Here is a 25,658-nt window from a genome sequence, read left to right as displayed (position 1 = left end):
CTGTCGAGTGATCTAGTGGGCAGCCTTGATAGAGTGCGCCCACTCGTCGCCGACCGAGTACCACGAGGTGAACTGTTCGGTGTAGACGTATTTCTTGTTCAGGGCCAGGCTCGTGTCAATCACGGTGACGGGCACAACGGGTAGATCGTTCGCGAGCTGGGTCAACACCGTCTTGGCGATCTCAAGCTGACGAGACTTGGTTGCCTGCTTGTACTCGGCAAGACTTGCCTTGAGCGTCGGCGGCGCATAGGTGCTGTAGCTGCCGGGGGCGCCCGGGTCTGCGAAGAGCGAGAGGACATGCCCGAGCGGGTTCGCAGAAACAGCGCCGGCCAGCATGATGCCCAACGGGTCCCGGTCGGCGCCGGTGACCCGGCCTGCCCAGGCCGCCACAGGTACCTGCTTCACCGTGAGCGTGATACCGAGTTCACTCAGGCTCTTCTTGAGCACTTCCAGCGTCTTGACCAACTGGGGAATCTCCGACGGAGCATAGACAGTGAGCGAGAACCCTGTTGGAGTCGCCGACTTTGCGAGTTCCGCTTTCGCTGCGGCCAGGTCGAAATCGAACCGGGGCAATCCGGAGGTGAATTCCTTGACCTCCGACTCCGAAGCGTAATTCTGCCACAGCAACGACGGCGCAAGATCCTGCGCGGGTGAGCCGTGGCCGTTCTGCAATGCCTTGTTCAGGCCTGCACGGTCGATGCTGTAGGCAACAGCTCGGCGCGCGTGGACATCGCTGAACGGTGGCTTGGTGGTGTCCAGAATCACGGACGTAGTACCACTTGACGGACCGTAGATGGTCGCCACCGAATCCATCTTGTCCCAGGACGACGAACTGCCCAACGGGAACTCGAACGTGCCGTCCACCTCCCCCGATTGCAGCGCCAGCCGCAGGGCATCTGGGTCGGAGATGACCTTGACCTCGACCTTCTTGACCGTGGGCTTGGTACCCCAGTAGCCATCGAAACGAGTCATGGTCGCGCCGGTCGCCGGCGAGAACTTGTCGATCCGGTACGGCCCGGTACCCATCACCAGTCCAGTCGGCGTACCGAAGCCATTTCCCGCCTTGAGCGCTTGGACCTTCTGATAGATCCTGGGACCACGCATGTTGAACAGGAACGTCGAGTCCGGCTTCCTCAACGTCAGAGTCACTTCATCCGGCGCGGTGGCCTTCACCGAGGCGACGTTGACCCAGAACGGGGCGAACTCCGAGGCTTGTTTCGGGTCACCTGTGCGATTCAGTGACCATACGACATCCTCGGCGGTCAGCGGCTCGCCGTCCCAGAACCTCACCCCCTTCCGCAGGGTGAAGACGATCTTGCCAGGTGTCTCAGTCCACGAGGTGGCCAGCTTGGGGATCGCCTTACCGCTGTTGTCGACGGTCAAGAGAGGTTCGGCCAGTTCGCCCCAGACAACCCATGAAGGGCCATCCACTGCGTGGTTGAAATCGAGGCTGCGCGGTCCTGAGCCGACGCCCCAGTTCAGCGCTGTGATCTGCGCGTCGGTACCCTTGGGGACGGCCGTCGGCGCCGACTTGGTGTCACCATCGTCCGAGGATGCACATCCTGCCATGAGCAGAGCGGCGGTGAGCACAGCTGCTGCTGCACGAACCACTCCACTGCGGCCGATCAGGCTTTGAATCTTCACAACGGGCCTCCACCGAAGTTCTGCACCACATGGTCGTCCCCAGGAATTCGCCCGAATCTAATTGCAGGCTCCGGCCGCGCACAGGCACACACATCGGAAGATCCCGACGCCGAATTCATCAGATGTAGGAGCGCCGATCGTGCTGAGGACTTTCGCCATGGGTCAGTCTGTGGGCGCGAGGATTCACTGGGTGGATTTGATCGAGTGGGCCCATTCGTCGCCGACCGAGAACCATGAGGTGAACTGCTCGGTGTAGACATACTTCTTGTTCAACGCCATGCCTACGGCGATCGTCGAGATCGGCACGATCGGCAGGTCGGTCGAGAGTTGAGTCAGCACGGTCTTGGCGATCTCGAGCTGGCGATCCTTGGTTGCCTGCTTGTAGTCGGCAAGACTTGCCTTCAGCGTCTCCGGCGCATACGTGCTGAAGCTGCCTGGTGCGCCGGGGTTTGCGAGGAGAGTCAGGACACTGCCGAGCGGGTCGGCAGAAACCGCACCGTACGACATGACGGCCAAGGGATCCTTGTCCGCGCCGGTCACCCTGCCGATCCAGGCAGCGACCGCGACCTGCTTGACTGTCAGTGTGATGCCGAGCTCGCCGAGGCTCTTCTTGAGTACCTCCAGCGCCTTTGCCAGCTGAGGGATCTCCGATGGCGCGTAGGCAGTCAGCGAGAAGCCTCCAGGAGTGGCCGATTGGGCGAGCTCCGCTTTCGCTTTGCTCAGATCGAAATCAAGCGAAGGCAGGCCGGAGAGAAGGTCCTTGACCTCGGACTCCGAGGCGTAGTTCTGCCACAGCAACGCCGGCGCGAGGTCCTGAACTGCTGAGCCGTGGCCGTTCTGCAACGCCTTGACCAGCCCGGCCCGGTCGATGCTGTGGGCAACGGCACGGCGTGCATGAACGTCGTTGAACGGCGGCTTGGTGATGTCCAGAATCAGTGACGTAGCCCCAGTCGACGGACCGTAGGTGGTGGCAACCTTCTCGATCTTGTCCCACGACGGCGCGCTGGCAAGAGGAACGTCGAAGGTGCCATCGACCTCCCCGGACTGCACGGCCAGTCGCATGGCATCTGGGTCGGAGATGACCTTGACCTCGATCTTCTTGGCCGCGGGCTTGGTACCCCAGTAGCCATCGAAACGAGTCATGGTCGCCCCAGTCGCCGGCGAGAACTTGTCAATCGTGTACGGCCCGGTTCCCATCACGAGGCCGCTTGGCGTGCCGAAATTTGCTCCCGTCACGAGCGCCTGTGCCTTCTGATAGACCCGGGGAACTCGCAGGCTGAAGAGAAAGGTTGCGTCCGGCTTCTTCAACGTCAGAGTGACTTGATCCGGTCCAGTAGCCATCACCGAGGCGACGTTGACCCAGAACGAGGCGAACTCCGAGGCCTGCTTCGGGTCACCGGCGCGATTCAGTGACCAGACCACATCCTCGGCAGTCAGCGGCTTGCCGTCCCAGAAGGTGACGCCCTTCCGCAGCGTGAAGACGATCTTGCCCGGCGTCTCCGTCCACGAAGCCGCCAGCTTGGGAATCGGCTTGCCGCTGTTGTCGATCGTCAGCAGCGGTTCGGCCAACTCGCCCCAGGTCAGCCATGAGTTGCTGTCGAAAGCACGGTTGAAATCGAGGCTGCGCGGACCTGTTGTAGTGCCCCAAGTCAACGTGTCGATCTGCGCGTTCGTGCCTTTCGGCACCACCGCCGACTCGGCATCACCTTCAGCCGAGGACGAACACCCGGTCGCGAGCAGACCCGCTGCGAGCAGGGCTGCCGTCGTACGAATCACTCCACTCCGTGTAGGAACCTTGTAAATCTTCACAACTGACCTCCAGAGAAGTTGGTTTCCTCCCGCAGCCAATCCCTGGTCCCGGTGGGAACCGCGGCCAGCAGCCGCTTGGTGTAGGCGTGCTGAGGGTTGTCGATGACGTCGGCGGTGCGGCCGCGCTCGGCGACCTCGCCACGGAAAAGCACCACGAGTTCGTCGGTCATCTGCCGCACGACCGGCAGATCGTGGGTGATGAACAGAAGATTGACGCCTCCGGCCTGGACCTTCCGCAGCAGCTCCAGGACCTGCGCCTGGACCGAGGCGTCGAGCGCCGCGACCGGCTCGTCACACAGCAGGATTCTTGGGCGCATGGCAAGCGCCCTGGCGATGGCGACCCGCTGACGCTGTCCGCCGGACAAGCTGACGGGCAGGCGCTTCACAAAGTCCGCGGGCAGCTCGACCTCGCCGAGCAGCGCCTCCGTCTCCGCTGCCACTTCCTCCGGCGCGATGTCATGGTGGGCTCGAAGCTTGATGGCCTCGGCCAGGATGTAGCCGATGCTGTGCGAGGGATTGAGCGACGAGTACGGATCTTGGAAGACGCATTGCATCGTGCTCCGGACCGCGGCCTGGTCGCGGCGGCTCAGGTCCGCCAGATTCTCGTAGCGGCGGCCGTCGACCTCCATCGTGCCGGAGGTGGGCCGCTCCAGACCCAGCAGACAGCGGGCCAAGGTCGTCTTGCCCGAGCCGGACTCGCCGATGACTCCGACATTCACGCCGTCCTGAAGCTCCAGGCTGACGCCCTTGAGAGCCCATGCCGTCCTTGCTGCAGTCTTGCGTTGCCGAGTGTTGAACTGCTTTCTCAGGTTCTCTACCTTAAGCAGCGGACGCCGGTCGACAACCGGCAGCTCCGTACGGCAGTATCCGCGCGGCAGGTCGGCTGCCAACAGCTTCTTGGTGTACTCGGTCTTAGGATCCTCGCGGAGGGTGTCAGGATCGCCGTCCTCCAGCAGACATCCTTGCGACATGACCAGCACCCGGTCGCTCAGGGAGAATGCGACTCGCAGGTCGTGGGTGATCAGCAGCAGACCCATCCCGCGTTCCTCCTGGATGCGCTTCAGGAGCAGCAGCACCTCCCTCTGCGTGGTGGCATCCAGAGCAGTCGTCGGCTCGTCCGCGATCAGCAACGCCGGATCCTTCGCGACGGTGGCCGCCAGGCCGACTCGCTGGCGCATACCGCCGGACAGCTCCCACGGATATTTCCGGTCGGTGCCCGCGGCGAGCCCCACTTCCTGCAGTCGACGGCGGATCTCGATCTTCAGCTCGGCGCTCGAGCGCTTCGGCTCCCCCGCCGCCCGTCGCTGGGAACAAAGGGTCTCTCCCAGCAGCGTGCCGACTCGGATGAGCGGGTTGAGCATGGTGAACGGATCCTGCAGCAACAAGCCGACGCGTCCGCCTCGGACCTCGCGCATGCGCTTGGCCGACGCAGCCTGGAGATCCTCACTACCGAGCAGAATCTCGCCCGAGGCAGTGATGCCCTTGGGCAACAGCCCGATGATTGCCTTTGCTGTGAGAGATTTACCCGATCCCGACTCGCCGACGAGTGCGACGGTCTCACCAGGGCCGACAGTAAAACTCAGATCGCTGACCAAGTTGCGTCCGGCAACGTTGCGAAGACAGAGCCCCTTGACCGAGAGCAAGCCTGCATCGGTGGTCGGCATTGCGGATCTCCTGAGGTCGGGAAGAGTGTCAGTCACGGGCAGACCTGCCCTTCTCGAGCCTGGCGTGCAGCCAGTCGCCAAGGATCGTCACCGAGAACGCAGCGATGATGAGCAGCAGCGCCGGAGCGATCGCGGCCCAGGGATTCTGGTCGAGTAGCGGCCTGTTCTCCGCCAGCATCAGACCCCAGTCCGCTGATCCTGGCGGCGATCCCACACCGAGAAACGACAGCGTCGACAGTGCGACCAGTCCGCCGACGAAATCCAGCAGGAACATCGCGACGACGGTGGGGACGACATTCGGCAGGATGTGCCTGAGCATCAACCGGGTCTTGTTCACCCCTAACGTCTGTGCCGCTTCGATGTAGGGCAGGTTCCGCTGGGTGAGCACAGCGGACCGAACCAGGCGCATCCCGGCAGGCGACACGAGGATGATCATCAGGACCACCGCTACCCAGTAGCCGCCGCCGAACAGTCCCGCCACGACGATGAGGACGAGCAAGCCCGGCAGCGCGTACATCAGGTCACCGATGCGCACGATGAGTGTCTCGATCCAGCCGCCATTGAATCCCGCAAGGAGGCCGAGCAGTACGGCGAGGATCACGGCGCCCGCCGCGACCGCCAGCGGCCCGATGAGCGCCGGCCTGGCCCCGACCAGCACCCTGGACAGGATGTCCCGGCCGAGACTGTCGGTGCCCAGAAGATGACCGGCTCCTGGTGCGGCGGCGGCGGACAGAAGGTCTTGCGCCGTCGGATCTTGTGGTGCCAGCAAACTGCCCAGCGTCGCCATCACCAGCAGGGCTGCGACGCAGAGGAACGCGAGCGGAACCACGATCGAAAGGCGCCGTCGGTACGGCGTCGCGCCGACCGCTGCTTGGTCGACCTGGATCCCTGTACTCATGCGAGCACCCGCTTCCGATGCCGAGGATCGAGGACGAGGTAGGACACGTCCGAGAACAGATTCGCCAGCAAGGTCAACAGCGCGACGAACATTCCGGCCCCCTGAACCATCGGCACGTCCTTGTTCGCAATCGAGCTGAGCAGCACCGAGCCGACTCCGGGCAGCGAGAAAGTCTGCTCAACGACAACGGCTCCGCCCAGGAACGAGACGAGGACCAGCCCAATCGCCGTGGCGACCGGCAGCGAGCTGTTACGCAGGAGATATCGGCCCCACAGCATCCGCTGGGGCAGTCCTCTGGCTCGCGCAAAGGTCATGAAGTCCTGGTCGTTGACTGTCAGCGCCGCTGCGCGCGTCTGACGGGCAACCAGCGCCGTCACCATCATTGCCAAGGTGAAGGCCGGCAGGGTCAGGTGCCAGAGCTGGTCCACGAAGCCGTCCCCGGCGCCGTAGACCGGAAACCAGCCGAGGACCACCCCGAAGACGTACAGCGCGGCAATGCCGAGCGCGAAGGCCGGCGCGCTCACTCCCACGGTCGAGATCGTCGTGATGGCGCGGTCGACACCTGAATTGGCCTTGACGCCGGCCAGCAGACCAAGCGGAATCGCGACGGCCAGCACGATGACGAGGGCGAATCCCGCCAAGAACAACGAGGTCGGCAGCCGACCGCCCAGCACCTCGGTCACGGTCTGACCGGTCTGAATCGATCGGCCGAAGTCGAGTTGCAGCGCGCCTTTGAGCCAGTGCAGATACTGATCCACCACCGAGTCGTCCAGGTGGTATCTGGCGCGGATCGCCGCCAGCGCTTCCGGCGTCGCCGGGTTGGTCCCGAGCAGAATCTGCTCGGGCCTTCCGGGCGTCAGATAGAGCGCCCCGAAAATGGCGACCGAGATGGCCACCAACTGCACAATCACGGCGAGCAGCCGCCGGGCCAACCACAAGGCGAACTTCATCGGCGCACTCCTGGACTCGATCAGGGGGTGACGAGCTGAGAGGCCTCAGTGTGGGTGTGCCTTCATCGGCAAACAACGAACCGATGTCGAAGCAACGGAGCTACCGGTGCGACAGACGTCGAGCGGGACCCAGCTTGGCGACTACTTGAGTGCCCGTGACAGACCGAGGGCGGCCGTCCGCACGGCCGGGGCCAAGTTCGCGGGCCGAAATTGCTCGCGCGGGACCGCCACCGACACGGCTGCGACTGCCACCGCGCCAGAAAACACGGGCGCTGCGATACAGCTGACACCGAGCGCCGCTTCCTGTTCCTCGTATGCGAGCCCGGACACCTGTGTCTGCTCCAGCGCTGTCCGGAGGCGGACCGGGTCGGTGATCGAGAACGCGGTCAGCTGTGGCAATCGATCGGCGAGAACCCTCTCCACCAGTTCAGGCGGTGAGAAGGCGAGCAGTGCCTTCCCGATCGCCGTACAGGTGAGCGGCAGCCGGCCGCCGATCCGAGACGGGAGGAGGAGGGCGTCATGGCCGTGGATGCGCTCCAGGTACACGACATCGCGATCGTCGCGAATTCCGAAATGGACGGTTTGGCGCGTGCTCTCGAAGAGGTCCTGAAGGAACGGCAACGCGCTTTCGCGAAGGTCGTGCCGGCGCGGCACGAGGGAACCCAGTTCGAACAAGGCGCCGCCCAGCCGGTATCGCTCCTCCTCTCGCTCCAGCAGGCCGAGCCGGACCAGGTCACCGATCAGGCGGAAGGCGGTCGTTTTGGTCAAACCCGCCTTGACTGCAAGTTCCGTAAGACGGAACGACCCACCGCCTGGCCTATACACAGCCAGGATAGCCATCGCCTTGTCCAGCATGTTGCCGGTCGATTGGTTCCGTCGCACGGAACAAACTTTGGCACACCTCTCCTGTTTGGCCTATATCTGAGTTCACAGCAACGCCCTTCGGAGGTTCACGAGCATGAGCACTGCCGTCCAGAAGGCCGCGGAACTCCTCGCGACCGCGGCCAGCACCGGCACACCATGTCCGCCGGTTCGCGATCTCTTCGCCAACGGCAACGTCGATGCCGCCTACGAGGTACAGCGTCTCAACACCGAGCGCCTGATCGCGGCCGGGCATCGCTTGATCGGACGCAAGATCGGGCTCACGTCGCCGGCCGTCCAACGGCAACTCGGCGTTGATCAACCCGACTTCGGAGCACTGTTCTCCACAATGGCGCTGCCTGACGGTGGATCGGTGCCCGCAGGACAGCTCCTGCAACCCAAGATCGAAGCGGAGATCGCACTCGTCCTGGGAACTGACCTCACCAGTCGCGACTGCACCGCAGCCGACGTGCGCGCCGCGACGGCGTTCGTCTCCCCTGCTCTGGAGATCGTCGACAGCCGGATCGCCGGCTGGGACATCACCATCGTCGACACCGTGGCCGACAACGCGTCGTCGGGCCTTTTCGTCCTCGGGGACACCAGCATGTCCATCAATGACGTCGAACCGGCCGAGGTCAGGATGCAGATGTACCGCGGTACCGAGCTCGTCTCCGAGGGCTCCGGCCGAGACTGCCTGGGCGACCCGCTCAAGGCTGCGGCGTGGCTCGCCTCGACGCTGGCTCGACGTGGTGAGCCGCTGCGCGCAGGCGACGTCGTACTCACCGGCGCCTTGGGGCCGATGGTTCCCGCAACGCCCGGCGACGTCTTCACCGCCCGGATCTCAGACCTCGGCTCCGTCCGGATCAGCTTCGCCCCTGAGGGGATCCAGCCGTGAGCGGCCGCCCGAAGGTGGCGATCATTGGCTCGGGCAACATCGGCACGGATCTCATGGTCAAGGTACTGCGGCTGTCGGAGCACCTGGAGATGGCCGCCATGGCCGGGATCGATCCGGACTCCGATGGACTCTCCCGAGCTCGCCGGCTCAAAGTCGCGACGACGCACGACGGCGTCGACGGTCTCGTGCAACTGGACGAGTTCGCCGAGGTCGAGTTCGTCTTCGACGCGACCTCGGCCGGCGCCCACCGGCGCCATGACGAAGTCCTTCGTGCGTTGGACCGCACAGTCGTCGACCTCACGCCCGCGGCACTCGGACCATACGTCGTACCGTCGGTCAATCTTGGCGACCACCTCGATGCCCGCAACATCAACATGGTCACCTGCGGCGGGCAGGCCACCATCCCGATCGTGGCCGCGGTCGATGCCGTCACCCCGGTGCACTACGGCGAGATCATCGCGTCGATCTCCTCACGCTCGGCAGGACCCGGAACGCGCGCCAACATCGACGAGTTCACCGAGACCACCGCGTCCGCGATCGAGAAGGTCGGTGGCGCCGCGCGCGGCAAGGCGATCATCGTCCTCAACCCCGCCGAGCCCCCACTGATCATGCGTGACACCGTTCACTGCCTCGTGTCCGGCGCCGACACGGCGGCCATCACCTCCTCGATCGAGGAGATGGTGGGGCGTGTGCAGGCCTATGTGCCCGGCTACCGGCTCAAGCAGAAGGTTCAGTACGAGAGCCTCACCAACGACGACCCGCTGCATCAACTGGTCCCGGTCGGCGCGCCGGCGGACGCAGTCAAGGTGTCGGTGTTCCTCGAGGTCGAAGGCGCCGCCCACTACCTGCCCTCCTACGCCGGCAATCTCGACATCATGACCTCTGCGGCCTTGCGAACCGCCGAGCACATCGCCGCCCACCGGCAGGAGAACTCCCGATGACCGACCTGTACATCCAGGATGTGACACTGCGGGACGGCATGCACGCCATCCGGCATCGCTACACCGTGGAGCAAGCGCGAACGATCGCCGCGGCACTGGATGCGGCGGGCGTAGGTGCGATCGAGATCGCCCACGGCGACGGATTGTCCGGCTCCAGCATCACCTACGGCGTCGGCGCGCACACCGACTGGGAATGGATCGAAGCGGTCTGCGACGCCACCCGCAACGCCATCCCGACCACGTTGCTGCTGCCCGGCATCGGCACGCTGCACGACCTTCGACAGGCACATCGCCTCGGCATCCGGTCGATTCGGGTCGCCACACACTGCACCGAAGCCGATGTCTCCGCCCAGCACATCAGCGCCGCTCGCGAGTTGGGCATGGACGTAGCCGGGTTCCTCATGATGTCCCACATGGCTGACCACGCGCTGCTCGCGCGGCAGGCGAAACTCATGGAGTCGTACGGCGCGCACTGCGTCTATGTGACCGACTCAGGCGGCCGCCTGACCATGGACGGTGTACGGGAACGGGTCCGCGCCTACCGGGATGCCCTCAGCCCGGCGACCGAGATCGGCATCCACGCCCACCACAACCTCGGCCTCGGCGTCGCCAATAGCGTCGTTGCGGTCGAGAACGGCGCGATTCGAGTAGACGCCTCGCTGGCTGGGCAAGGCGCCGGGGCCGGTAACTGCCCGATCGAGGCGTTCATCGCCGTTGCCGACCTGATGGGCCTCGACCACGGCTGCGACCTCTTCCCGCTGATGGACGCCGCCGACGACCTGGTGCGTCCATTGCAGGACCGCGAAGTCCGGGTCGACCGCGAAACGCTGACGCTCGGATATGCAGGCGTCTACTCCAGCTTCCTCCGCCACGCCGAAGCCGCAGCAACACGCTACAACCTCGACACCCGCGCGATCCTCGTCGAAGCCGGCCGCCGCGGCATGGTCGGCGGCCAGGAAGACATGATCACCGACATCGCACTCGACCTCGCCGCTGCGGCGTCGTGAGCGGCCAGCAAGCTAGTCGACGTGGTCCGTCGTGACAGCGACATCACGCTGACGGTCTAGCTCGGCACGCACGTCATCGATCTTCTCCGTCACCATGGCGACGGTGTCGCTCCCGACGAACAGCCGGAGCGGGAAGGCGCCGCCGTCAACGGCATCGACGATCACGGCAGCCCCCTTGGCCGGATCACCCGGCTGCCGGTGGTTGATACTGGCGGCGAGAGCCCGCGTCCGGCCGACGATCGAATCGCCGTAGTCTGCGATGCCTTCGGTGATATGCAGGCTCGAACCGTCCAGGAAGTCCGTCCGGAAGTAGCCCGGTTCGGCAACGCCAGCAATGATTCCCAACGGCTCGACCTCGTCCCGCAAGGACTCGGTCAACCCCTCGACGGCAAACTTCGTGGACGCGTAGAGACCCCAGGCCGGTGCGCTCACAAAACCTCCGACCGACGAGATGTTCACGACGGTTCCGGACTTCGCCGCACGCATCATCGGCAGCACCGCACGGGTCACCGCCAGCAGGCCGAACACGTTCACCTCGTAGAGCGCCCTGACGTCGGTGTCCAGGCACTCCTCGACCCCGCCAAGCAGACCTCGCCCAGCATTGTTGATCAGAACATCGATGCCACCGAATCGCTCCACCGCGGCGTCGACCGCGGCGTCGATCTGCTCCGGATCCGTGACGTCCAGCTCGACCGGAAGCAGCGCATTGCCGGCATCAGGGAACGTATCGAGGACCGCCTGCATCTTGCGGGCCGCCGCAACCACCTTGTGCCCGCGCTCCAACGCAACCCTCGTAATCTCGGCGCCAAAGCCCCGCGAGGCGCCAGTGACAAACCAGATGCTCACTCAAGTTCTCCTTGTTCGCTCGATTCCCCTCTCAAGACAACCTGTTGACCGAGCCGAAAAGTGGGTCCAGACAAGGCCCGTCTCACCGGGGTCCAGCCTGCCAGGGACCACCAGGCCCTGGCAGCGGCGGCCTGGTCCAGGCGAGATACGGGAGAATGAGCTGTATGGCGCCCTCCACGGAGCTCGCGGCCTTTCTCAAGGCCCAGCGGGCGCGGCTACGCCCAGAAGACGTCGGCCTGGTCTCTGACACCGTCCCGCGCCGCGTCCCAGGGCTGCGCCGTGAGGAGGTCGCGCGGCTTGCTGGTGTGAGCACTGATTACTACACACGCCTTGAGCAGGGACGCAAAGCCAGCCCTTCCGACTCCGTCATCAACGCCGTAGCCCGGGCGCTTCTGATGGACAAGGCGGGTCGCCAGCATCTGTACGACCTCTGCCGTCCGGTCCTGGAGCGACCTACCCACGCGCCCAGCGTGCAGCGGGTTCGACGGCCCGCTCAACTGCTCCTCGATTCATTGGCAGACCAGCCGGCGCTCGTCGTTGGCCGCGGTACCGAGGTCCTCGCAATCAATGCCCTCGGCCGTGCGCTGCTGGCCGACTTCGAGGCCATGCCCGCCATCCAGCGGAACTACACCCGCTGGATGCTTCTCGACCCTCAGGCCCGAATCTTGTTCCGCGACTGGCCTGTGCGCGCCGCGGAGATGGTTGCTTCGCTGCGGATGGAAGCCGGGCGCCATCCTGACGACCAGGGGATATCGAACCTCGTCGGCGAACTCATGGTGAACAGTAGGGAATTCTCCGCATGGTGGGCCGACCAGCGCGTCATTGTCCACAACCACGGCATCAAGAGCCTCCATCACCCCTTGGTTGGCGACCTCGATCTGCACTGGCAAAACCTGATCATGGCGGGCGACGACCAGCAGAACCTGGTCGTCTACTTCGCCGAGCCCGAGAGCTCCGCAGCAGAATCGTTGAAGCTCCTCGCCAGCTGGAGCGCCTCCACAGCCGGCGCAGAACGTCCTCTCATGGCAACGGAGAGCGCAACCCCGCAAGAGCAACGCCGGCCCGATCGGGGGACACCGGGTGCACGCGTGCGTAAACAGGCACAGCGACTGCGGCCACCACCACATGCATGAGCACCAGTGCCGTGACTCCGATCCCCGATGAGTTGGGAAGAAAGCCCGTAGTCAGCAAGAACCAGTCCGGGATCATCGACAACAGGAGAACCCCAGGCACTATGATCTGCAAGGCCGCGTCAGGACGCTTCGCACGACGTGCCACGACAACCCATCCACCGAACCCAGCAGCGACGCCGGCAACGGTGAGCAGCGAGAACACGGGGAGCGTCAGGGGCTTGAACTCCGCGCTGGCTCCCAGAGCGATGGCCGCCATCGCCACCACGAAGTTCACCCCCATCGCAAGCACGGCTGCACCAGCCAGAGCCGCCACCCGGCCACCAGCGCCCAGCGCGGTCCGCCGCGTATCGATCATCGTCGCAGTCATCCCACAACTCCCGGTGAATTAGTTCACATTTCGTACCAATGACAGTAAGACACTGTCCGTTGGAACACCAAAGGTCGCCCAGCTATTCCGGACCCCCTGAACCTGTCGGTGCTCCGCCACCCGAGAACCGGCGCCTGCTGGACACCGTCGAACCTGGCGAACAGGTCCGCGACGCCCGCGTCTCACCGGTCTGAGCTGAGCAGTTGTTCAGCACCACCTCGGCCTCCGCTGTCGGCTTCGCGAACCTCGTTCAGCGACGGGATTGACGAGGACGACCCTGGTCGCTGGACACACAGTGACGCGGCGGTCGTCGCGTCTCGGGCCGACCGGCTGATGTCATGGCCCGCTACCAGTCCTCTGATGAAGTAGCCCGCGAAGCAGTCTCCTGCGCTGGTCGTGTCCAGGGTAGGAACCGTGCGTGCCGGCTCTTCGTGCACCACGGCGCCGTTCCGCGTGATGAGAGTGCTTTGGGCTCCCCTCGTCAACACGACCAGTCCAACCTCTCGGCTGAGCGCCCTGGCGGCCTGGGTGGTCTCCGGTTCGCCGGCGATCTCTCGGGCCTCGCCTTCATTGAGTAGGAGAACATCAGTCAAATCAAGCAGCTCGCGGACGTCTGGAGATACCGGGGCCGGAGTGAGGAAAGTCGGTACGCCGATCCTCCGGGCGGCTGCGAAAGCTGTCCGGATCAACGGTATCGGCCGCTCAAGCTGCGCGACGACCGCCCCGACCCCTTGCACGGCGGCGTTCTCACGCGATGTCCATTCATCGGACTCATTGGCCCCAGCCACGACCACGATGGAGTTCTCTCCATCGTCGAGTACGGACACGATCGCCGAACCCGTGAATCGGTTCCTGTCCGCGACAAGGTTGGTGACATCGATGCCTTCGGCAACGAGCGTCCGGCGGAGCATGTAGCCGAAGACATCGCGACCGATTCGGCCCAGGAATGTGACTGGCGCTCCGGCGCGTGCCAAGGCCACCGCCTGGTTCAATCCCTTCCCGCCGGACTCCATCGAGATCTGGTGACCCCTCACCGTCTCTCCTGGGCGTGCGAGCCGCTGTTGCCGTACCACGATGTCGAGGTTCGCGCTGCCGACCACCACAACCCGGGTGCCGGGCTTTTCCGCCGTCATGTTCATCTGCGCACGCCCCAGGCTGCCGCCTGCTGCAACCCCTTCCTGGTTCGGGTCCTGACCGCGATGCGCATGCGTACGCCGGCGACGGTCAGCGCCACGATCGTGATCACATACGGCGTCAGCAGCGCGAGCGAGGAGTTCACACCGCCGAGGGCGAGACGGTCCGCGACAGCGTCCGCCGTACCGAAGACCAGGCAGGCGATCAGCGTGGGGACAGGGCGTCCACGCGCGAAGATGATGGCCGCCACTGCAATAAAGCCTCGCCCCGACGTCATACCCGCGGTGAACGAACCGACGGACGCCATCGCCAGTTGCGCACCGGCCAGACCGCACAACCCGCCAGAGACGAGGACGGCAATGAACTTGACCCGGGTCACCGGAATGCCGGCCGCGACGGCTGCTGGTTCGTCCTCGCCGACGGCACGCAGATGGACGCCGTACCGAGTGCGGTAGAGGACGAACCAATAGACGGGTACGAAGATCAGTGCCAGCCACACCAATGCGGTCTGGCTGTTCAGCAGCGCACCGAGGATGGGAATCTGGCCGACGAACCCGAGGTCGATCGGCGGCAGGTTCGACTTGACGTCGCCGGGTGTCGCGCCGGCGTTGCCGTACAGCACGGTGAGGAGAAGGACAGTGAAGCCGGCGGCGAGTAGATTGATCCCGATGCCGACAACCACGTTGTCTGCCTTGAAAACCAGGTGTGCAAGCGCATAGACCAGCGCAAGAAGAACCGCGCTGCCGAGCGCCGCGATGACGCCGACCAACGGGTGGGTGACGGCTCCGACTGCGACGCCGAGAAACGCGCCGGTCAGCATCATGCCATCGAGTCCGATGTTCAGGATGCCGCCGACCTGGGTGAACCCACCGCCGATCGCAGCAAGCAGGATGGGGGCAGTCTTGGCGAGGATGACGGCGAGCGTACCCATGGTCAGGACCTGGGCCAGGATCTCGTTCATGCTGCGGCCTTCCGGTTCCTGCGCCGGCCCACGACGAAGACAGCGGTGATGGCAATCACGATGAGTCCCTGCAGGACGTTAACCATCGGAAACGGGATGCCCACGGCTTGGATTCCGGTGCCGCCGGCCATCATCGTGGCGTAGAAGAGCGCAGCAAGCAGCGAGGCCCAGGGGTTCAGCCGCGCGAGCAAGGCAACGGTAATCGCCAGGAAGCCGAACCCCGGTGAGAACTGCTGCAGGAAACGGCCGCCGTTCGGGCCGATCACGAACAAGGCACCGGCCAAGCCGGCGACCGCGCCGCTGACTGACATCACTTGCATGGCCATGCTTCTCGTGGAGACGCCGATGTAGTCGGCGAATCGATTGCGTTCCCCCATCTCCTTGATCCGCAGTCCCCAGGTTGTCCGGCCGAGCACGACCCCGACTACGACCGCGATCACCACCGCGATGAACAGGTCGGGCCCGAGCCCGTACGCCGGATCGAACACAGGCAGGACCGCCGACGAGTCGATCCTGGGCGAGCCGGCCAACGTGGCCCGCGGATCGCGGAACGGACCGGTGACGAAGAAGCTCGTGATCAGCAGGGCTACCAGCGACATCAGGAGCGTGACTACGACGACGTCGACACGCAGGAGTGCGGTGAGCACGCCGGGAACGAAACCCCACACTCCACCCGCAATCGCGCCGGTCAGCAGCACGAGCGTGATGTGGACGACCGGCGGGAGGCCCTGGAAGGTGAATCCCATGAAGGCGCCGAAGAACGCACCGAGGTAGAGCTGTCCCTCTCCCCCGATGTTGAAGTACCCGGCCCGGAAGGACATGATCGTCCCCGCACTCATGATCGTCAGCGGGACGAACATGGCAATGACGCTGCCGATGCCGAACGGGGTCCGCCAAGGCGATGCGAAGAGTTCGACGTACGCGGCCCCCGGGTTGTGGCCGATCGCGAGGATGATCACGGCACCCACGGTCAGGGCGACGAGTACGGCGACCACCGGCTGGATGGCACCGATCAAGGCTTTCAGCACGCGTTCGACGAATCCCGCCCATCGTCGCCGGCCGGTGGGTTCAGCGTCGGCCGGCTCAGGCCCCGGTGCGGGCAGCGCGGTCGTGTCCGCTGTCTCGACGGGATCGACCGATTCGGCTCCGTCCGCCACCCGCGGACCGGACTCGAATTCACGGGCGACAGTCTCGTGCTCGGCCTCCGCCTCGGCGCGGGCTCCGGCAGTCGGCGAGACGCCGGCCATCGCGAGTCCAACCGCGACCTCCGTGATGTTCGGCTGAATGAATTCGGCGATGATCGTCCCGCGATAGATCACGAGGAGCCGGTCGGACAGGCTCATCACCTCATTCAGGTCGGCCGAGAACAACAGCACCCCGGCGCCACGATCCCGGATAGCGACCAGCGAGTTGTGCACGAACTCCATCGCGCCGACATCCACGCCGCGCGTCGGCTGGGACACCATCAGCAGGTCAGGTTCGGCCTCGAACTCACGCGCGATGACGACCTTTTGCATGTTGCCGCCGGACAAGGCGCCGATGGCGGTGTCCGGTGTGGCACCGCGGACGTCGAACTTCGCGATCAGCGACTGGGCGTACCGGTGGATCGCCGAGAGCGAGAGCCAGCCGTGTCGTGCGATCGGTGTGCCGAGGTGCCCGGCAGCGATATTGTCGGCGATGCTGAGCGAGGGCGCGGCGCCCTCCTCATGCCGATCCTCCGGGATGTAGGCGAGCCCGCGTTTGCGGCGATCCGCGACGGATGCCTTGGTCACGTCGCGGCCGGAGATCGTCACGGTGCCGCGGGGCGGCGGCGACAGCCCGGCGATGGCGGCCGCCAACTCGGATTGACCGTTGCCCTCGACTCCGGCGATCCCGACAATCTCACCACGACGCACGGCGAAACTCAGGTCGTTGACCGCGATTACCCCGCGCTGGTCGACGGCGTACAGGCCCTCCACTCGCAGAACCTCCTCGGCGGGATGAGCCGGCGTGTGCTGAATCCGGAGGAGTACGTCGCGGCCGACCATCATGGCAGCGATATCGGCCTCGGTGAGTCCTGTCGCCGGCCGGGTGTCGACGACCTTTCCGTCGCGGACGACAGTGATTTCGTCGGCGATCGCCAGGACCTCGCCGAGCTTGTGGGAGATGAAGACGACAGCACAGCCTTGGGCGGCGAGCTTCCGGAGGACCACGAACAGTTCGTCGGTCTCCGCCGGCGTCAGAACGGCGGTCGGCTCGTCGAGGATGAGCAAGCGGGTGTCGTGCGAGAGCGCTTTGACGATCTCGACCCGCTGTCGTTCGCCGACGGAGAGGTTCTGAACGCGGTCCCGTGGATCGACTCGAAGACCGAGCTCGATGGAGAGTGTTCGAACCCGCTCTTCCATCACGCGCTGGTCGAGTGCGCCGAAACGGTTGCGCACCTCGCCGCCGAGGAAGATGTTGGCCGCGACAGTCAGCGAAGGGACGAGCTTGAAGTGCTGGTGCACCATGCCGATGCCGAGCGAATCCGCCTTCTTCGGGTCACTGACCACGACCGGCGAACCGTCGACGACGATCTGTCCGGAGTCGGGCTGCAGATTCCCGGAGATGATGTTCATCAGCGTGGACTTCCCGGCTCCGTTCTCACCGACGATCGCATGGATCGTCCCCCGCCTGAGCGTGAGCGAGATGTCGTCATTGGCGACCTTGGAACCGAACGACTTGGTGATGCCCCGGAACTCGAGGATGGGTCGATCCATTGTTCTCCTCCAGAGAACAGCGCGGGCCGGTCGGTGACGGGGCGACCGTCGCCACCAGCCCAGGCTCAATCCAGCACGGTCGGCACCTTGATCTCGCCGCTGACGACCTTTTTCTTGTAGTCGTCGACCTTGGCCACGACGGACTGCGGCACGAGTCCGCCGTTATCGTCGTAGACCAGCCCGACACCGTCGTTGGCCAGACCGAAGGACTGGGTCTTGCCGAAGGCGAGCGTGCCCTTCTCGTTCTCCTGGGACGCCTGGACGATCGACGTTCCGACGTGCTTCAGCATCGACGCGAGCACGTGACCCGACTGCACCTTGTTCTGGTTGCTGTCGACACCGATCGCATACTTCCGGGCGTCCTTCGCGGCCTGCAGCACGCCAATGCCGGCGCCGCCCGCCACCTGGTAGACCACATCCGCCTTCTGGTCGAACATCGCCTTGGCCTGGTCGTACCCCTTGGCCGAGTCGCTGAAGGATCCGACGTAGCTGGTCAGAACCTTGACCGTCGGGTCGACCGCCGTCGCCCCCGCCTTGAAGCCGCTGACGAAGTCGTTGATCACCGGGATGTCCATACCACCGACCAGACCGATGGTCTTGCTGCCGGACGACAGCGGGAAGTCCTTCGGGTCGGTCGCGACGAGAGCCGCCAGCACGCCGGCGAGGAAGGAGCCCTCGTTCTGCTTGTAGGTCAGGGAAGCGACGTTGGGCGCCTGGATCTCGCCGTCGTAAAAGAGGTAGTGCTGGTTCGGGAACTTCTGGGCGGTCTCGGCCATGGTGTCCGCAGCGGTCGAACTGCCCATCACGACCAGCCCCCACTGCCCGGTCGAGACGGATTGCAGGTTCGCCTTCCACTGCGCGGGATTGTTGGCGTCGGCCTGGAGGGTTGTCGTCTTGTAGCCGTTCGACTCCAGTTCGGCGACGCCACTTTGCGCGTCGTCGTAGAAGCTCTGGTCACCGAGAGCACCGGGTACGACGTTGGCAATGGACTTCGTCGTCGTGCCACTGCTCACGTCTGCGCCGCCGCAGCCGCTCAGACCGACGCTGAGCAGGACGGCAGCAGCCGTCAGATGGTACCGCTTGAGATTCATGGCTTTCCTTTCTGAGATCGCGCGGTGCAGGGATCAGGACCGCGCGCTGGTAAGACGTTCGAGCGCATCGACGATCAAGCCGGCGAACTTCGGCCAGTCGAGCTCCAGCGCGACGTTCGTGCGGTAGTCGACCTGCTCGGTCGCCGTACCGCCGAAATGCTTCATCCCCGACGCCGATTCGAAGTTGGCGACGGTCATGCCCCGCGTCCACCTCCCCGTGATTTCGACCCGTACATCGGCTTTCGCCACTGTGAAGACACTGGGATCGATGAGAGCCGCGACGCAGCAGGCGTCATGGACCGCCGGCGCCTCGATCTGGAGGACGTCGTCCATCGCCGTGCCCACCCAGGCCCAGATGTCGAGCACGAACTCGCTGATCGGACCACCAACGGCGCGCACCCGGTCCTGAAGTTCGGGGCGGGCCAACGCCTGATGCGTCAGATCCAGGCCGACCATGGTCACGTCCCAGCCGGCCCGGAACACGATCTCGGCTGCCTCAGGATCTGCGTAGACGTTGAACTCGGCCGCAGGCGTGATGTTGCCGCGTGTCAGGCTTCCGCCCATCACGACAACCGACTTCACCCGATCCACGATGTACGGCGCCTTGCGGATGGCGAGTGCGATATTGGTGAACGGCCCGACCGGCACCAGAGTCACAGTGTGCGGCTCGTGCGCCATGACGGTGTCGATGATGAAGTCGACAGCATGCCTGTCGTCGAGCTCGAAGGACGCCGATGGCAGGACAGGACCATCGAGCCCCGACTCGCCATGGATCTCCGCCGCCAGCGCCTGCGGACCGACCAGCGGACCGGCCGCGCCGCGCGCCACCGGCACCTGGATGCCGTACGCGGTGCACACGGACAGCGCGTTGCGCGTGACGTTCTCGATCGTCTGGTTGCCCGCGACCGTCGTGATGCCGAGCAGGTCGACGCTGGGGTTGCCAGCCGCCAGCAGGATCGCGATGGCGTCGTCATGCCCGGGGTCGCAGTCCAGAATGATCTTCTCCATTGACGTCTGCCTTCTTTCTGCGAGTGGCACCACAACAGTGGTAGCGTCTGCGTAAGAGATGCGTAATCGATTGCGCAACTCCCTCAGGGAACCGCGCTGGAGATTCGCTGTCAAGAGTCCGCAACCGCGACGTTTGGTACTCTCGGAGAGTGCGTAACCGATTACGCAAATGCAGATGAGCCAAAGGAGTCGCCCGTGGCGAGGACGGTCACACTGGCCGATGTTGCGGCCCGTGCCGGAGTATCGACGGCCACAGCCTCGCGAGCACTGTCCGGCAAACCTCGCGTCTCGCGGGAGATGATCGAGCGCGTCCGCGCGATCGCCGCGGAGATGGGTTACCGGGTCGACCCAGTGGCCCGAGCCCTGCGTCAAGGATCGTCCCGGCTGGTCGGGATGATCGTGCCGGTGATCGGCATCCCGTTCTTCTCGCAATTGGTCGATGCCATCGAGGACGAGCTCAACCGCGCCGGCTTCGAGTTGCTGCTGGCAGACTCGCACGGCTTCATCGACGAGGAAGTACGCCGCGTCCGGGTGTTCCACGAACGCCGCGTCGACGGCATCTTCATCATCCCCTCCGACCGCACGGCCTCGACACAGTCGCTGGCCAACCTCCCCGAGGGATTCCCCGTCGTACAGGTCGACCGGGCGACCGACCGACCCGTCGCGGATTTCGTCGGCGTGGACAACCTGCTCGGCCTGCAACTCGTCTTCGAGCACCTCGCCGAGCAGAACGTCGCCACCGTCGCCTTCGCGGGTTCCGACGACGCGTCGATCAACGGGGTCGAGCGGTGGGATGCCTTCCACAGACTGGCGCGACAGCACAGCATGACCGTCCGCGCGACCTACCGCAGCGAATTCAGCTTCGCGAGCGGCACCGGGGCTGCCGACCACATCCACCGCGCCGGGCCGCTACCCGACGCCATCGTCTGCGGATCCGACCAGATCGCCGTCGGCGTGATCTCGAAGCTGCGAGAGCTCGGGTACGACGTTCCGCGGGACCTGCTGGTCACCGGGTTCGACGGGGGCGAGCTGGCCCGGGTCTTCTGGCCTAGCCTCACCACGGTGGTCCAGCCCGTGTCGTCAATCGCCGCCGAAGCGATGAAGCTTCTCCTCGGCCGTATCGAGAGCGACGACGGAGCGATCCACCGCAACCGCCTCGCACCAACCCTGGAACTCGGCGCGTCCTCACAGCGCAGAACGGCACCTGCGAGCTGAGACACCACTCCACCCCGTCAACGTGCGTCAGCGGCCACGAGCGCGTCCGGCCGACGCAGCACGGTGGTCATCTTCTCCCGCAGCGGCGTCCGTTACTGGGGCTCGCCGTCTCGCCGGTGCCCCGTGGCCTGGTGGCCCGGGGCGCCGGCCGGCGAGGTCAGCGGCCGTACGCCTCCAGCAGCCGCAGCCATACCTCGCTGACGGTGGGGAAGGCAGGAACAGCGTGCCACAAGCGATCCAGCGGCACCTCGCCCACGATAGCGATCGTTGCTGCATGCAACAGCTCCGCCACATCCGGACCAACGAGAGTGAAGCCGACGATCACCTTGCGATCCTCGTCGACAACCATCCGGGCGTGACCCTCGTATCCTTCAGCGTGCAGCGATGAACCAGCCGTCGCGGCCAAGTCGTAGTCGATAACCCGAATGCGCAGACCCGCAGCCTCCGCAGCGGCGGCCGTCAGCCCCACCGCCGCCATCTCCGGCTCGGTGAACACCACCTGCGGCACCGCGCGCTCATCCGCTGTTGACGCGTGCCGGCCCCAGGCAGTCACATCGACCGTCTCGCCCTTCGCGCGGGCCACGATCGCGTCACCCAGCGCACGGGCTTGATACTTGCCCTGATGGGTCAGCAGAACGCGGCGATTCACGTCGCCGATTGCATAGAGCCAAGGATCAGCAGCAGGCTGGTCGTCATCGGCCACGACACGCATCGCGTCGTCGACAGTCAGCCACGACCCCGGCTTCAATCCGACCGTTTCCAGACCGATGTCATTGGTGTTCGGCGTTCGGCCGATCGCAACGAGCAGTTCGTCCGCCTCGATCTCTTCACCGGTTGTGAGGGTGATATGCACGGTCCCATCGCCGTCACGGCGGACGGCACCGGCCTCAGCACCGACGTGTACCTTCACGCCCGCCTCACGCAGCGCCTCACTCACCCGCTCACCGACAAACGGCTCCTGCATGTGCAGCACGCCGTCACGGGCCAGCATCTCCACCGACGCACCCAAACTCGCAAATGCCGTCGCCATCTCCGATGCCACCACTCCCCCGCCAATGATGACGAGCCGGCCCGGAACCTCCTTCGCAGCAACCGTTTCGCGGCTGGTCCATGGTGCCGCAGCTCGTAGCCCGTCGATATCTGGGACCAGCGCACTACTCCCGGTCGCGACGACAACCGCACGCCGAGCCGTCAGGGTCGTCTTGGCGCCGTCCTCACCTGTCACCTCGACCGATCTGCCGCCGGTGATCCGACCATGGCCGCGATACAAGGGAATCCCAGCAGACTCCAGCCATGCGACCTGCCCGTCATCCTTCCAGTTCGATGCGAAAGCGTCGCGACGGCGAAGGACCGCCTCGACATCCAGATCGCCGGTCACCGCTTCCCGCGCCCCGGGCAGGCTCCGAACGGCGCGAAGTGCGGCGGAGCTGCGTAGCAGCGCCTTCGTCGGCATGCACGCCCAGTAGGAGCACTCACCGCCGACCAGTTCACGCTCGACGATGGCGACGCTCAGGCCACCCTGGACCACCCGGTCGGCGACGTTCTCGCCGACCGGTCCCGCACCGATGACGACGACGTCGTAGGTCTCGGCAGTCATGTCACTACTCCTCTATGAGACAGATCGTTCTACTCCCACTAGAATGCCAATATCGATTCACTCTGTCAAGACAGAACGTTCTACCTGATACACTCAGTTCCATGGAACACACCGACGCCGAAAGGCGGCCCTCCAAAGCCCGGTCCCGCCTGCTCGGCACGGCGGCCCGGCTCTTCTACGCCGAAGGGATCCACTCCGTCGGCATCGATCGCATCGTGGCCGAGGCGCAGGTGACACGCGCCACGCTCTACCGGCATTTCCCGAGCAAGGACGACCTGATCCTCGCTTACCTCACGGAGGCAAGTGCATCCGAGCGGGCGCGGACGGAGAACGCCGTCGCCGGCGGCGCGCCGGCCGCCGACGCCCTCCGGGCGATCAGCAGATCCATTGCCGCGGTCATCCGCGACGCCGATTTCCGCGGATGCGCCTTCCTGAACGCTGCCGCCGAGTACCCGGATCCCGAGCACCCCGTGAACCAGGCCGTGGTCGCCCACCGCCAGTGGTTCCTGGACGTCATCACTGGATTACTGGCGCGCATCCGAGTCGAACCCGCCGAACATGCCGCCAGGCACTACGTGATGATGCGCGACGGCGCAATGGCCGCAGGTTGCCTGTACGACCCTGAACTCGTCTGCGAAACCTTCCTGCGCGGAACCGACGGACTCCTCCAAGCGCACGCCAAGGAGCAGACAGGCAAGAGGACACCGAAGAAGTCCTGAACGAGAGCGAGGCCCCGAGCGGAACACGTGTTCGCTCGGGGCCCCAGATATACCCAGCCATGAGAAAGCGCCGACACAGACGCGGTGTCGGCGCTTGGCAACTCAGACGATGCCAACGACCGCAGGTGCCTTCTTCGCGGCAGCTCCAAGCCGGATCGCGGAGATGAGGAAGAAGATGCCACCCAATGCGGCGTAGCCCGCAACAGCGGTCAGCGCGGGGGTCGGCTGTCCGGACATCAGGATGAACGACGAACCTGCACCGACGGACAGGCCACCGCTGACGATCATCGGCCACTGACCGCCCAGCTTGCGCCGGCCGACGCCGACGATCAGCTGCACAATGCCCGAGACGATGGCCCAGGCACCCCACACACGAAGCACCCCGGGGATACCGGAGGTGGCAGTGGCGAGTGCCAGGCCGGCCGCCGCGGCGAGGCTGACGATGATGTTGATGTACAGACCGGTCACGTTCTGAGACTGCTTCGAAGCGCGCGCGTCGACAATGGCGGCGCCGACGTCGAACAGCGGATAAAGGACGACAAGCGTGACGCTGACAGGTCCGAGTTTGGCGCCGGTGACACCCACCAAGACGGCCCAGAGGAGCGCGAACGCGGCACGGACGAAGTACAGGCGCCGCAGGGACGACAGAGCAGGACTGATGGCAGTCACAAGATTTTCCTTCGCATCGGGATGATCATGGCTATGTGGAACGTTCACTACACAGAACAGTAGCTACGGCAGGCCAGACCTGTCAAGACAGAACGTTCTACCCCAACTCATTCCACGAAAACCGCACACCATACTGACCGTTCTATCTGTTATCGTTGGGTGTGATGGTTCACAAGTCAGGAAGTCGAGTCTCCGAAGCACGCGCCCGCCTGCTCGCCACGGCGACCCAGATCTTCTACGCCGAGGGTCTGCATTCGGTGGGGATCGATCGGATCGTCGCGGAGGCGAAGGTCACCCGGGCAACCCTGTATCGGCACTTCGCAAGCAAGGACGACCTCGTCGTCGAGTACCTGCGATCCGTTTCGCAGCTGGAGCGCGCCCTTGTCGACAAGGCCCAAGGGAAAGCACTCCCCGCCGACAAGGCCCTGCGAGCCATCGGGAAATCCATCGCCGCCGGAATCACGTCGAAGGGCTTCCGTGGGTGCGCCTTCCTCAACGCCGCGGCAGAGTACCCCGACGTCGACCATCCGGTGCACAAGGTCGTCCTCGAACACCGCGAGTGGCTTCTCAACACCGTGACGGACCTGTTCGCCCAGATCGACGAACCGTCGGCCGCCGCCGCGGCCCGGCATTTCGTCATGCTCCGTGACGGTGCGATGGCCTCAGGTTGCCTGACGAACTCGACCGAGGTGGCCGGCACCCTCATTGACGGGGTCGAAGGTCTGCTGCATTTCCGCAGCGAGCCCGTCTAGAACGGAGTCACCGCCCGCACTTCCACTAGCTACTCCGGGTCTCCGCCAGGCTGCGGATCAACTGGAGGAACGCGGCGACCTCCGAGCTGTACGTGATCGAGTCGACGTTGTTGGCTACGGCAAGGCCGTCAGTCACGGCTCGGCCAAGGATGGCCAGCTTCTCGACCAACGCTTTGTTAGCCCTGCCGCCGGCCGGCGCGAAGATCGGAGTCAGCGCGCTCACCCATGAGGCGTGGGCGCTGTCCCGGATGCGGCGGAGAGTGTGCTGCGCCTCGTCTGTGTCCTTGTGTGGCCCAACGCCGGTGGCAACCAGGAGCCGGAGGTAGTCCGGATGCTTGTCCAGCGTTCTGCACGCTCCCGAGAACCATGCTTCGAACCGCTCCATCGGCGCCAGGTGGTCGAACGCCCCTGGGCCGGGGAACAGCGCGTGCATCTCTTCGAACGTCCGCTCGAGCAGAGCAGCGAGCACACCGAGCTTGCTTCCGAAGTGGTAGTAGATCGAGCTCGCCGGAAACCCGGACGCCGTACAGAGCTCTGAGACGGCCATACCGTCATAGCCCTTTTCGTCGATCAGAGTGCGAGCCGCATTCAGAATGAGGTCTCGGCTGTTCAGGTTCGCGGCAGCCCGCACAGAGCCAGAGTTCCTCGCCATCGGACCATGATAGGTCCCGAGGCGGCTCAGCACTGACGGCGAGCCCTGGCTTGACCAACTTTCGGCTGTAGTGAGCGCTCTAGGCGGGTGTCTGGAGCGCGGTCCCA

Annotated in this window: 23 protein-coding genes; 7 read left to right on the top strand and 16 right to left on the bottom strand. The window is 65.0% G+C overall.

What is annotated here, in order from left to right:
• Positions 1–12: 12 nt before the first annotated feature.
• The 6 genes from ABD231_RS35665 to ABD231_RS35640 all read right to left on the bottom strand — a co-directional run bounded on the left by ABD231_RS35665 (position 13) and on the right by ABD231_RS35640 (position 7,820).
• Positions 13–1,644: an ABC transporter substrate-binding protein gene (locus ABD231_RS35665; protein ID WP_344162478.1), complete on the bottom strand. Its 1,632-nt coding sequence runs from the start codon at positions 1,642–1,644 to the stop codon at positions 13–15.
• A gap of 183 nt (positions 1,645–1,827) precedes the next feature.
• Positions 1,828–3,453: an ABC transporter substrate-binding protein gene (locus tag ABD231_RS35660; RefSeq protein WP_344162476.1), complete on the bottom strand. Its 1,626-nt coding sequence runs from the start codon at positions 3,451–3,453 to the stop codon at positions 1,828–1,830.
• On the bottom strand, positions 3,450–5,117 hold the full coding sequence (locus ABD231_RS35655) for an ATP-binding cassette domain-containing protein (protein ID WP_344162473.1): 1,668 nt from the start codon (positions 5,115–5,117) through the stop codon (positions 3,450–3,452). Before ABD231_RS35655 ends, ABD231_RS35660 begins: the two co-directional genes overlap by 4 nt.
• Positions 5,118–5,145: 28 nt before the next feature.
• Positions 5,146–6,015, bottom strand: coding sequence for an ABC transporter permease (locus tag ABD231_RS35650; RefSeq protein ID WP_344162471.1), 870 nt, complete (start codon positions 6,013–6,015; stop codon positions 5,146–5,148).
• Positions 6,012–6,947, bottom strand: a complete 936-nt coding sequence (locus ABD231_RS35645; RefSeq protein WP_344162468.1) for an ABC transporter permease — start codon at positions 6,945–6,947, stop codon at positions 6,012–6,014. The genes ABD231_RS35650 and ABD231_RS35645 overlap by 4 nt, the downstream gene beginning before the upstream one ends.
• A 159-nt stretch (positions 6,948–7,106) precedes the next feature.
• Positions 7,107–7,820 (bottom strand): IclR family transcriptional regulator, encoded by a 714-nt coding sequence (locus tag ABD231_RS35640; RefSeq protein ID WP_344162465.1) that lies wholly within the window; start codon positions 7,818–7,820, stop codon positions 7,107–7,109.
• 103 nt (positions 7,821–7,923) lie between these two features.
• On the opposite strand from ABD231_RS35640, the gene ABD231_RS35635 reads away from it, so the two are divergent.
• The 3 genes from ABD231_RS35635 to dmpG are packed head-to-tail and all read left to right on the top strand — an operon-like array spanning position 7,924 to position 10,669.
• A complete protein-coding gene (locus tag ABD231_RS35635) occupies positions 7,924–8,721 on the top strand; it encodes a 2-keto-4-pentenoate hydratase (RefSeq protein ID WP_344162462.1) in 798 nt (265 codons plus the stop codon).
• On the top strand, positions 8,718–9,662 hold the full coding sequence (locus ABD231_RS35630; RefSeq protein ID WP_344162459.1) for an acetaldehyde dehydrogenase (acetylating): 945 nt from the start codon (positions 8,718–8,720) through the stop codon (positions 9,660–9,662). The genes ABD231_RS35635 and ABD231_RS35630 overlap by 4 nt, the downstream gene beginning before the upstream one ends.
• A complete protein-coding gene (gene dmpG, locus ABD231_RS35625) occupies positions 9,659–10,669 on the top strand; it encodes a 4-hydroxy-2-oxovalerate aldolase (protein WP_344162456.1) in 1,011 nt (336 codons plus the stop codon). Before ABD231_RS35630 ends, dmpG begins: the two co-directional genes overlap by 4 nt.
• 12 nt (positions 10,670–10,681) lie before the next feature.
• On the opposite strand, the gene ABD231_RS35620 is transcribed toward dmpG, so the two are convergent.
• A complete protein-coding gene (locus ABD231_RS35620) occupies positions 10,682–11,515 on the bottom strand; it encodes an SDR family NAD(P)-dependent oxidoreductase (protein ID WP_344162453.1) in 834 nt (277 codons plus the stop codon).
• Positions 11,516–11,679: 164 nt separating this feature from the next.
• Between ABD231_RS35620 and ABD231_RS35615 the strand changes: the two genes are divergently transcribed.
• Positions 11,680–12,648, top strand: a complete 969-nt coding sequence (locus ABD231_RS35615; protein ID WP_344162450.1) for a helix-turn-helix transcriptional regulator — start codon at positions 11,680–11,682, stop codon at positions 12,646–12,648.
• Here the strand turns inward: ABD231_RS35615 and ABD231_RS42280 are convergent.
• The 6 genes from ABD231_RS42280 to ABD231_RS35590 all read right to left on the bottom strand — a co-directional run bounded on the left by ABD231_RS42280 (position 12,536) and on the right by ABD231_RS35590 (position 19,947).
• Positions 12,536–12,904 (bottom strand): DUF6069 family protein, encoded by a 369-nt coding sequence (locus tag ABD231_RS42280; RefSeq protein ID WP_425554241.1) that lies wholly within the window; start codon positions 12,902–12,904, stop codon positions 12,536–12,538. The genes ABD231_RS35615 and ABD231_RS42280 overlap by 113 nt on opposite strands.
• Positions 12,905–13,197: 293 nt before the next feature.
• A complete protein-coding gene (locus ABD231_RS35610) occupies positions 13,198–14,154 on the bottom strand; it encodes a ribokinase (RefSeq protein WP_344162447.1) in 957 nt (318 codons plus the stop codon).
• Positions 14,151–15,110, bottom strand: coding sequence for an ABC transporter permease (locus ABD231_RS35605; protein ID WP_344162445.1), 960 nt, complete (start codon positions 15,108–15,110; stop codon positions 14,151–14,153). The genes ABD231_RS35610 and ABD231_RS35605 overlap by 4 nt, the downstream gene beginning before the upstream one ends.
• Positions 15,107–17,848 (bottom strand): ATP-binding cassette domain-containing protein, encoded by a 2,742-nt coding sequence (locus ABD231_RS35600; RefSeq protein WP_344162442.1) that lies wholly within the window; start codon positions 17,846–17,848, stop codon positions 15,107–15,109. The genes ABD231_RS35605 and ABD231_RS35600 overlap by 4 nt, the downstream gene beginning before the upstream one ends.
• Before the next feature lie 65 nt (positions 17,849–17,913).
• Positions 17,914–18,939 (bottom strand): BMP family lipoprotein, encoded by a 1,026-nt coding sequence (locus tag ABD231_RS35595; protein WP_344162439.1) that lies wholly within the window; start codon positions 18,937–18,939, stop codon positions 17,914–17,916.
• Positions 18,940–18,972: 33 nt separating this feature from the next.
• The gene (locus tag ABD231_RS35590) at positions 18,973–19,947 is read right to left on the bottom strand and encodes a nucleoside hydrolase (protein ID WP_344162435.1); all 975 of its coding nucleotides are present in this window, start codon (positions 19,945–19,947) and stop codon (positions 18,973–18,975) included.
• Between the two features lie 195 nt (positions 19,948–20,142).
• Here ABD231_RS35590 and ABD231_RS35585 point away from each other — a divergent pair, with 195 nt between their 5' ends.
• The gene (locus ABD231_RS35585) at positions 20,143–21,162 is read left to right on the top strand and encodes a LacI family DNA-binding transcriptional regulator (protein WP_344162432.1); all 1,020 of its coding nucleotides are present in this window, start codon (positions 20,143–20,145) and stop codon (positions 21,160–21,162) included.
• 157 nt (positions 21,163–21,319) lie between these two features.
• Here the strand turns inward: ABD231_RS35585 and ABD231_RS35580 are convergent, their stop codons facing one another.
• Complete coding sequence (locus ABD231_RS35580; RefSeq protein WP_344162429.1) at positions 21,320–22,759, bottom strand: dihydrolipoyl dehydrogenase family protein; 1,440 nt, start codon at positions 22,757–22,759, stop codon at positions 21,320–21,322.
• Between the two features lie 101 nt (positions 22,760–22,860).
• Between ABD231_RS35580 and ABD231_RS35575 the strand changes: the two genes are divergently transcribed.
• A complete protein-coding gene (locus ABD231_RS35575) occupies positions 22,861–23,478 on the top strand; it encodes a TetR/AcrR family transcriptional regulator (RefSeq protein WP_344162426.1) in 618 nt (205 codons plus the stop codon).
• 102 nt (positions 23,479–23,580) lie between these two features.
• Here ABD231_RS35575 and ABD231_RS35570 read toward each other — a convergent pair whose 3' ends face one another.
• On the bottom strand, positions 23,581–24,147 hold the full coding sequence (locus ABD231_RS35570) for a hypothetical protein (RefSeq protein ID WP_344162423.1): 567 nt from the start codon (positions 24,145–24,147) through the stop codon (positions 23,581–23,583).
• Between the two features lie 164 nt (positions 24,148–24,311).
• Here ABD231_RS35570 and ABD231_RS35565 point away from each other — a divergent pair, with 164 nt between their 5' ends.
• Positions 24,312–24,899: a TetR/AcrR family transcriptional regulator gene (locus tag ABD231_RS35565; protein WP_344162420.1), complete on the top strand. Its 588-nt coding sequence runs from the start codon at positions 24,312–24,314 to the stop codon at positions 24,897–24,899.
• 25 nt (positions 24,900–24,924) lie between these two features.
• Here the strand turns inward: ABD231_RS35565 and ABD231_RS35560 are convergent, their stop codons facing one another.
• Complete coding sequence (locus tag ABD231_RS35560) at positions 24,925–25,551, bottom strand: TetR/AcrR family transcriptional regulator (RefSeq protein ID WP_344162417.1); 627 nt, start codon at positions 25,549–25,551, stop codon at positions 24,925–24,927.
• Between the last annotated feature and the right edge of the window lie 107 nt (positions 25,552–25,658).

It is taken from the genome of Kribbella yunnanensis, assembly GCF_039529655.1.
GTDB classification, from domain to species: Bacteria; Actinomycetota; Actinomycetes; order Propionibacteriales; family Kribbellaceae; genus Kribbella; species Kribbella yunnanensis.
This window is presented reverse-complemented; position numbering and strand designations above follow the sequence as displayed.

What these genes read in the sequence shown, in the direction of transcription:
- ABD231_RS35655 (WP_344162473.1), bottom strand. Translation starts at nt 5,117, where the DNA reads ATGCCGACCACCGATGCAGGCTTGCTCTCGGTCAAGGGGCTCTGTCTT.
- ABD231_RS35650 (WP_344162471.1), bottom strand. Translation starts at nt 6,015, where the DNA reads ATGAGTACAGGGATCCAGGTCGACCAAGCAGCGGTCGGCGCGACGCCG.
- ABD231_RS35640 (WP_344162465.1), bottom strand. Translation starts at nt 7,820, where the DNA reads ATGCTGGACAAGGCGATGGCTATCCTGGCTGTGTATAGGCCAGGCGGT.
- ABD231_RS35635 (WP_344162462.1), top strand. Translation starts at nt 7,924, where the DNA reads ATGAGCACTGCCGTCCAGAAGGCCGCGGAACTCCTCGCGACCGCGGCC.
- dmpG (WP_344162456.1), top strand. Translation starts at nt 9,659, where the DNA reads ATGACCGACCTGTACATCCAGGATGTGACACTGCGGGACGGCATGCAC.
- ABD231_RS35615 (WP_344162450.1), top strand. Translation starts at nt 11,680, where the DNA reads ATGGCGCCCTCCACGGAGCTCGCGGCCTTTCTCAAGGCCCAGCGGGCG.
- ABD231_RS42280 (WP_425554241.1), bottom strand. Translation starts at nt 12,904, where the DNA reads ATGGCGGCCATCGCTCTGGGAGCCAGCGCGGAGTTCAAGCCCCTGACG.
- ABD231_RS35610 (WP_344162447.1), bottom strand. Translation starts at nt 14,154, where the DNA reads ATGAACATGACGGCGGAAAAGCCCGGCACCCGGGTTGTGGTGGTCGGC.
- ABD231_RS35605 (WP_344162445.1), bottom strand. Translation starts at nt 15,110, where the DNA reads ATGAACGAGATCCTGGCCCAGGTCCTGACCATGGGTACGCTCGCCGTC.
- ABD231_RS35600 (WP_344162442.1), bottom strand. Translation starts at nt 17,848, where the DNA reads ATGGATCGACCCATCCTCGAGTTCCGGGGCATCACCAAGTCGTTCGGT.
- ABD231_RS35595 (WP_344162439.1), bottom strand. Translation starts at nt 18,939, where the DNA reads ATGAATCTCAAGCGGTACCATCTGACGGCTGCTGCCGTCCTGCTCAGC.
- ABD231_RS35590 (WP_344162435.1), bottom strand. Translation starts at nt 19,947, where the DNA reads ATGGAGAAGATCATTCTGGACTGCGACCCCGGGCATGACGACGCCATC.
- ABD231_RS35580 (WP_344162429.1), bottom strand. Translation starts at nt 22,759, where the DNA reads ATGACTGCCGAGACCTACGACGTCGTCGTCATCGGTGCGGGACCGGTC.
- ABD231_RS35575 (WP_344162426.1), top strand. Translation starts at nt 22,861, where the DNA reads ATGGAACACACCGACGCCGAAAGGCGGCCCTCCAAAGCCCGGTCCCGC.
- ABD231_RS35565 (WP_344162420.1), top strand. Translation starts at nt 24,312, where the DNA reads ATGGTTCACAAGTCAGGAAGTCGAGTCTCCGAAGCACGCGCCCGCCTG.
- ABD231_RS35560 (WP_344162417.1), bottom strand. Translation starts at nt 25,551, where the DNA reads ATGGCGAGGAACTCTGGCTCTGTGCGGGCTGCCGCGAACCTGAACAGC.